General features: G+C 64.3%; 6 protein-coding genes. All 6 read right to left on the minus strand.

Going from position 1 to position 5,371, the window contains the following annotated elements:
* Positions 1-320: 320 nt before the first annotated feature.
* The gene (mnhG, locus tag AC062T_RS00620; RefSeq protein ID WP_476026392.1) at positions 321-728 is read right to left on the minus strand and encodes a monovalent cation/H(+) antiporter subunit G; all 408 of its coding nucleotides are present in this window, start codon (positions 726-728) and stop codon (positions 321-323) included.
* Complete coding sequence (locus AC062T_RS00625; protein WP_476026394.1) at positions 725-1,036, minus strand: MrpF/PhaF family protein; 312 nt, start codon at positions 1,034-1,036, stop codon at positions 725-727. Before AC062T_RS00625 ends, mnhG begins: the two co-directional genes overlap by 4 nt.
* Positions 1,033-1,596, minus strand: a complete 564-nt coding sequence (locus AC062T_RS00630) for a Na+/H+ antiporter subunit E (protein ID WP_108998372.1) — start codon at positions 1,594-1,596, stop codon at positions 1,033-1,035. Before AC062T_RS00630 ends, AC062T_RS00625 begins: the two co-directional genes overlap by 4 nt.
* Positions 1,593-3,212 carry a Na+/H+ antiporter subunit D gene (locus AC062T_RS00635; RefSeq protein ID WP_476026397.1) on the minus strand — a complete coding sequence of 540 codons (1,620 nt, stop codon included), beginning with the start codon at positions 3,210-3,212 and terminating at the stop codon, positions 1,593-1,595. Before AC062T_RS00635 ends, AC062T_RS00630 begins: the two co-directional genes overlap by 4 nt.
* On the minus strand, positions 3,209-3,679 hold the full coding sequence (locus AC062T_RS00640) for a Na(+)/H(+) antiporter subunit C (RefSeq protein WP_108998370.1): 471 nt from the start codon (positions 3,677-3,679) through the stop codon (positions 3,209-3,211). Before AC062T_RS00640 ends, AC062T_RS00635 begins: the two co-directional genes overlap by 4 nt.
* Positions 3,676-5,371, minus strand: a 1,696-nt coding sequence (gene mbhE, locus AC062T_RS00645) for a hydrogen gas-evolving membrane-bound hydrogenase subunit E (protein WP_476026399.1), incomplete at its 5' end; no start/stop codon positions are given. The genes AC062T_RS00640 and mbhE, both read right to left, overlap by 4 nt.

The raw sequence follows: 5,371 nt of genomic DNA on the forward strand, positions 1-5,371 counted from the left end.
GCACCGTTGAACCCCTGGGCGCCGACCGAGAAGAAGCACTACGTGCGCATCATCCCGACCGCCGTGACCGGCCGCTTCTTCGACCGCGTCGACGTCTAGAGCTTCGCCCACCCCTGCCGCGGGGTAGCGCTTCGCCCACCCCTGCCGAGGGGTCCGAAATGTGGCTTCGCGGCGAGCTGGAAGCCGCATATGACGCCCCTCAGCGGATGCGGGGCGCCAGCCAGCGGGCTAGCGGGGCACCAGCTGGCGGGCTAGCGGGGCGCCAGCCAGCGGGCTAGCGGGACACCAGCCAGCGGGCTAGCGCGGCACCAGCCAGCGGGCTACTCTCGCGGGCCCTGCGGAACGACCTGCTCCACGGCCTCAAGCGCCTCGGCACCCTCCTGGGCGCGCTCGATGGCGTCGTCGAGTTCATCTACGAGCAGGTGATCCTCGTCGATGTTGCCGGCGCGATAGCCGGCACGACCGATCATGTGGGCCGAGATCGGCGCCGTGAGCATCTGGAACAGCACGACCGGGATCAGCATAAGCAGAGTCGTGATGCTGCGCTCCGAGAGGGCGATCGCCGCGACGATGAGCATGAGCCCCAGCACCTGGGGTTTTGTGGCGGCGTGCATGCGGGAGAGCACGTCGGGGAACCGAATTAGGCCAACGCCCGCCGCGACCGAAAGAAGCCCTGCTGCCACAAGACAGATGGCGGCAAGAACATCGAGCACGCTGTCGAGAGTCATGAGTTTCTCCCTCTGGCAACCGGGCTCTGATGCGACGGCCGATCCTCTGCCGACTGCTTAGACACGTAACGGGCCACCGTCATGCTCGCGAAGACCGCGATAAGGGCGAGCACGAGCATGATGGGGATAAACCGCACGTGATTGTTGACGACCATGTCGACGCCGAGCACACACATGATCGTGGTGACGAGCATGTCAGAGGCGATCATGCGGTCGAGAATGGCTGGCCCGCGAACGATGCGATAGACGGATGCCGCAGCCGCGAACACAAACAGCAGTCCGACAATTCCATAGACGATGGGGATCATGACTGCCTCCACGCTCGCTCGCACAGCGCAACATCCTCGCGGGATCCGATGACCCGCACGATACGCCGCTCGGCCGTGAGCACCGTGTGCTTCGCCGACTCGACGTCCTCCGCGTTGTTGGTGTCGATGGCGTGCACATAAAGGATCGACCGCAGCCTGTCGGCCTCAACCACGAGCGATCCGGGGACGAGGGAGATGTTGAGTGACACCAGGAGCATGACGAGGTCTGACTTGCTGTGCAGGGGCACAGCGACGACCGAACTCATGGGCTTGAGCCGCGGGCTGAGCGCAATGAGCGCGACCGTGATGGAGCCTCGCACCACGTCCCACAGAAAGGTGAAGACAAAGACGATCGCCCAGAAGACGTTGAATCGGCCGGAGAGCTCGACCGGCGGCAAGAAGAACACCCGAGTGACCAGAGCCGCAACGATGATGCCGGTCACGAGGTTGAGCCAGGAGAGAGAACCCCAGAGAAGCATCCAGAGCACCACGAGCCAGACCAGAAGGGGCAACTGGCTGACGAAGCGGCGGCCTAGGTTGGTGGCGGTGTGCGGCATCATTCACCTCCCTCTGAGCCGGAGGACCCCGGCGACCCAGGAGACCCCGGCGACGAAACCGTCGGGTCGCCATCGGGAAAGACCATGTCGATATAGGTAGCGGGCGTCTCCAGATTTTCGCCCGCTCGGGCGGCAATCCCATACAGCGGCCCCGCGAACACCGTGAGCGCAACGGTGAGGGCCACCATGCTGGCGGTGGCACCCGTCATCAGGCGAGGCGAGCTCTTAGTGCGCTTCTGGGTCTGGATGCCGGGGGCTTCGCTCAGCTGGTCGAGCAGTGACGACTCATAGTGCTCGACCTCGGACTGGCTGCGCCAGAACGCCATGTTCCACACTCGGGCGAGGGCGTACAGGGTGAGCAGCGAGGTGAGCGCGCCCGCCCCGATGAGCACGTAGACCAACCAGTCTGGCTGTGCCGCGCCGGCCTCAAAGAGGGCCAGCTTGCCAATGAAGCCGGAGAACGGCGGGATGCCGCCCAGATTGAGCGCGGGAATAAAGAACAGCACGGCGATGACGGGCGCCGCCTTGAGCAGCCCGCCGAGGCGGTTAATCGAGGTGGACCCGCCCTGACGCTCGATGAGCCCCGTGCCGAGAAACAGCGTCGTCTGCACCGTGATGTGGTGGACGATGTAGAAAATGGTGGCCCCGAGCCCCGCCGCTGTTCCCAGCGCGATGCCGAACACCATGTATCCGATGTGGCTGACGAGCGTGAACGACAGCAGTCGTTTGATGTCTGCCTGAGCGACGGCACCGAGGATTCCGACAATCATCGTGAGAAGGGCCACCACGAGCAGAACGTCCCGCAGCTGATTGCCCGCGAACAGCACCGTCTCGGTGCGGATGATCGCGTAGACACCCACCTTGGTGAGCAAACCCGCGAAGACCGCCGTGACCGGGGCCGGCGCCGTGGGATAGGAGTCGGGGAGCCAGAACGAGAGGGGGAAAACGGCGGCCTTGATGCCGAAGGCCATGAGCAACATCACGTGGAGAATCAGCTGAACATCGGGCGAGATCTCGCCGATGCGCATGGCAATGTGCGCGATGTTCACGGTGCCGAGCGCGCCATAGATCAGGCCGATCGAGGCGAGAAAGAGCACTGAGGAGACAAGGCTGACCACGATGTACGTGACACCGGCACGGATGCGCGGGCCTGTGCCGCCGAGCGTGAGCAGCACATAGCTCGCCACGAGGAGAATCTCGAACCCGACATAGAGGTTGAAGAGGTCGCCGGCAATGAAGGCGTTGAAGACGCCAGCGGCCAGAACCATGTAGGTCGGGTGGTAAATCGAGACGGGGGTCTCATCATCGCCGTCGGCCATACCCTGGCCCACCGAGAACACGAGAACCGCGAGCAGCACGGCAGCCGACACCACGAGCATGAGGGCAGAAAGCCGATCGACGACCAGGGCGATGCCGAACGGCGCACCCCATCCGCCCACGTTCATGACCAGTGCACCCTGGGCATCCACCTGGATGAGCAGAATAATGCTCACCGCAAGCACGGCCACAAGGGCTGTAACCGTGACCCCGACCTGAAGGCGTTTGCGCTTGCCCGCGATGAGGGCGCCGGCCGCGCCGAGCAGCGGGAGGATTACGACGAGGGGAATGAGCTGAATCATTTCTCCTCCTCCCCTGTTTCGGCCAGGTCGTGCGCTGCGGTCAGTTCATCAAGGTGGTCGACCTCAGGATCTCGCGGGTCGGGGTAGAGCAGGTCGGCCTCGACTTCGGCATCGCGCTGCGCGATCGCGAGGTCTTCTGGGTCGTCCACAACCTCATCCGCCTGCGACAGGCGCCATGAGCGATAGATGAGAGCTAGTAAGAATGCCGAGACGCCGAACGTGATGACGATCGAGGTGAGCACGAAGGCTTGGGGCAGCGGGTCGGCGATCTCAGAAACATCGGTACCGGAGTTGAGGATGGGCGCGAGACCGGGCGGGCCCGCCATGAGCAGAAGCAGCAAGCTTGTGGCGTTGGCCACGAGGAGAAACCCGAGAAGCACCCGGGTGAGGCTGCGCTCGAGCATCATGTAGACGCCGCAGGCATAGAGCACGGCCATCACGGCGACGAGGGTGAGGGATACGGTCATGCGCCCACCCTTTCGTCGAGGTGCTCGTTGGGAGTGTTGGGGTCTTCTTCTTCTTGCTGGCGATCGACTTCGCCCCCGAGGCTTCGCAGAACGTCGAGCACGAGGCCGATGACAACGAGGTAGACGCCGACGTCGAAGATCGTTGAGGTCACGAACTCGATGTGGCCGAATATGGGGATCTCCGCCTCGAAGAATGCCGAGGTCAGGGCGTCGCCTCCGAAGAACAGCGGCGCCACCGCCGTGCCCGCGGCGAGCAGCATTCCCGAGCCCAGCAGCTTTCCTGCGTCGATCGTCACAGCGGCACCGAGCTCGTACCGCCCTCCCGCGAGGTAACGGGCGACTAGTGCCATTCCGGCGATCAGGCCGGCCGCGAACCCACCGCCGGGAGCGTTGTGCCCGCTGAAGAGCACGAAGAAGGAGACGACCATGATCGAGTGGAAGGCCAGACGCACCGTCATCTCAAGCAGGATCGAGCGATTCTCGGGGGCGAGGGTTCGGCCCGCGAGAAGCCACGCATGCATCGTCTCGGTGTCGTCCGCTGCCGCGACGGGGCGGCGTGCTGGCTCGGTGATCGGCTTCTGACGGAACAGTCTGCGGCGGCCCCGGGGCAGCTTGGGCCTGGCCAAATCGTCGGTGCGGCGATCGAGAAAGATCAGGCTCGCAACACCGGTCGCCGCCACGATGACCACAGAGAGCTCGCCCATCGTGTCCCATGCTCGCTCGTCGACGAGGGCGACGTTGACGACATTGGCGCCGTGGCCCTTCTCGAGGGCGAGCCTCGCGAACTCGGCGAAGATCGGCTCGTCGACCCGTGCACTCAGCACGACAACGACGACGACGGCCATCGTGAGACCCACCGCAATAGCGAGGGCCGCTCGCAGCGCGCGGTATCGGGGGCGCCCGTGGGCAACGCCGATGCGCCTGGGTAGCCTGCGCAGCACCAGCACGAAGGCGATGAGAGTGACGGTCTCGACCATCATCTGGGTGAAGGCTAGGTCGGGGGCGCCCTGCAGGGCGAAGATCATGGCCATGCCATAGCCGGTTACGCCGACGAGAACGACAGCAGTGAACCGCTTATCGGCTCTGACTGATGCGATAGCCGCCACGATCATAATCACCGCAATGGCGATCTGAGCAGGGTAGTCCCACAGCAGAATCGCAGAAGGCCAGGTGCGGTTGAGCACGAGGGTCGTGCCCACCGCAATCACGAGCATCAGCAGGATGGTGCTCAGGTAGAACGGCAGCGAACCACGCTGTGTGGTGGAGGTGACTCGGGCGGCTGTGCGATCTACAAACCGCAGCACCCTCCAATACCCGTCGGCCGAATTAATGATCGCGGGAACCCTGGCCTGCGCAACCGACACCCTGGCACGCTTCCAAAAGAGCAGCAGACCCACGACAAGCGTGATCGCAGAAATCGCCAGCGCAGGCTCAATTCCGTGCCACAGCGCCAGGTGATAGTTTTCGCCGTCCGGCGGAAACAGGTCGGCGTAACCGCGGAAGAAAGGGTCGAGCCACCCCGACGCAAGGCCGAGTCCGAGTCCAGCAAGAGACAGGATGAACGGGCTCGCGAGAGCATCCGCCCGATCGTGCTTGACGTCGATGTCGGCAACGTCGGGCTTGCGAGCGAACGCTCCCCAGAGAAAACGAGCGCCATAGGCAACCGTGAACATGGAGCCGACCGCGACCCCC

This window comes from Homoserinimonas sp., from assembly GCF_056262345.1.

Bases quoted from the DNA above. Each gene is read 5' to 3' on its own strand.
- mnhG (WP_476026392.1), bottom strand. From the start codon at position 728: ATGACTCTCGACAGCGTGCTCGATGTTCTTGCCGCCATCTGTCTTGTG.
- AC062T_RS00630 (WP_108998372.1), bottom strand. From the start codon at position 1,596: ATGATGCCGCACACCGCCACCAACCTAGGCCGCCGCTTCGTCAGCCAG.
- AC062T_RS00625 (WP_476026394.1), bottom strand. From the start codon at position 1,036: ATGATCCCCATCGTCTATGGAATTGTCGGACTGCTGTTTGTGTTCGCG.
- AC062T_RS00635 (WP_476026397.1), bottom strand. From the start codon at position 3,212: ATGATTCAGCTCATTCCCCTCGTCGTAATCCTCCCGCTGCTCGGCGCG.
- AC062T_RS00640 (WP_108998370.1), bottom strand. From the start codon at position 3,679: ATGACCGTATCCCTCACCCTCGTCGCCGTGATGGCCGTGCTCTATGCC.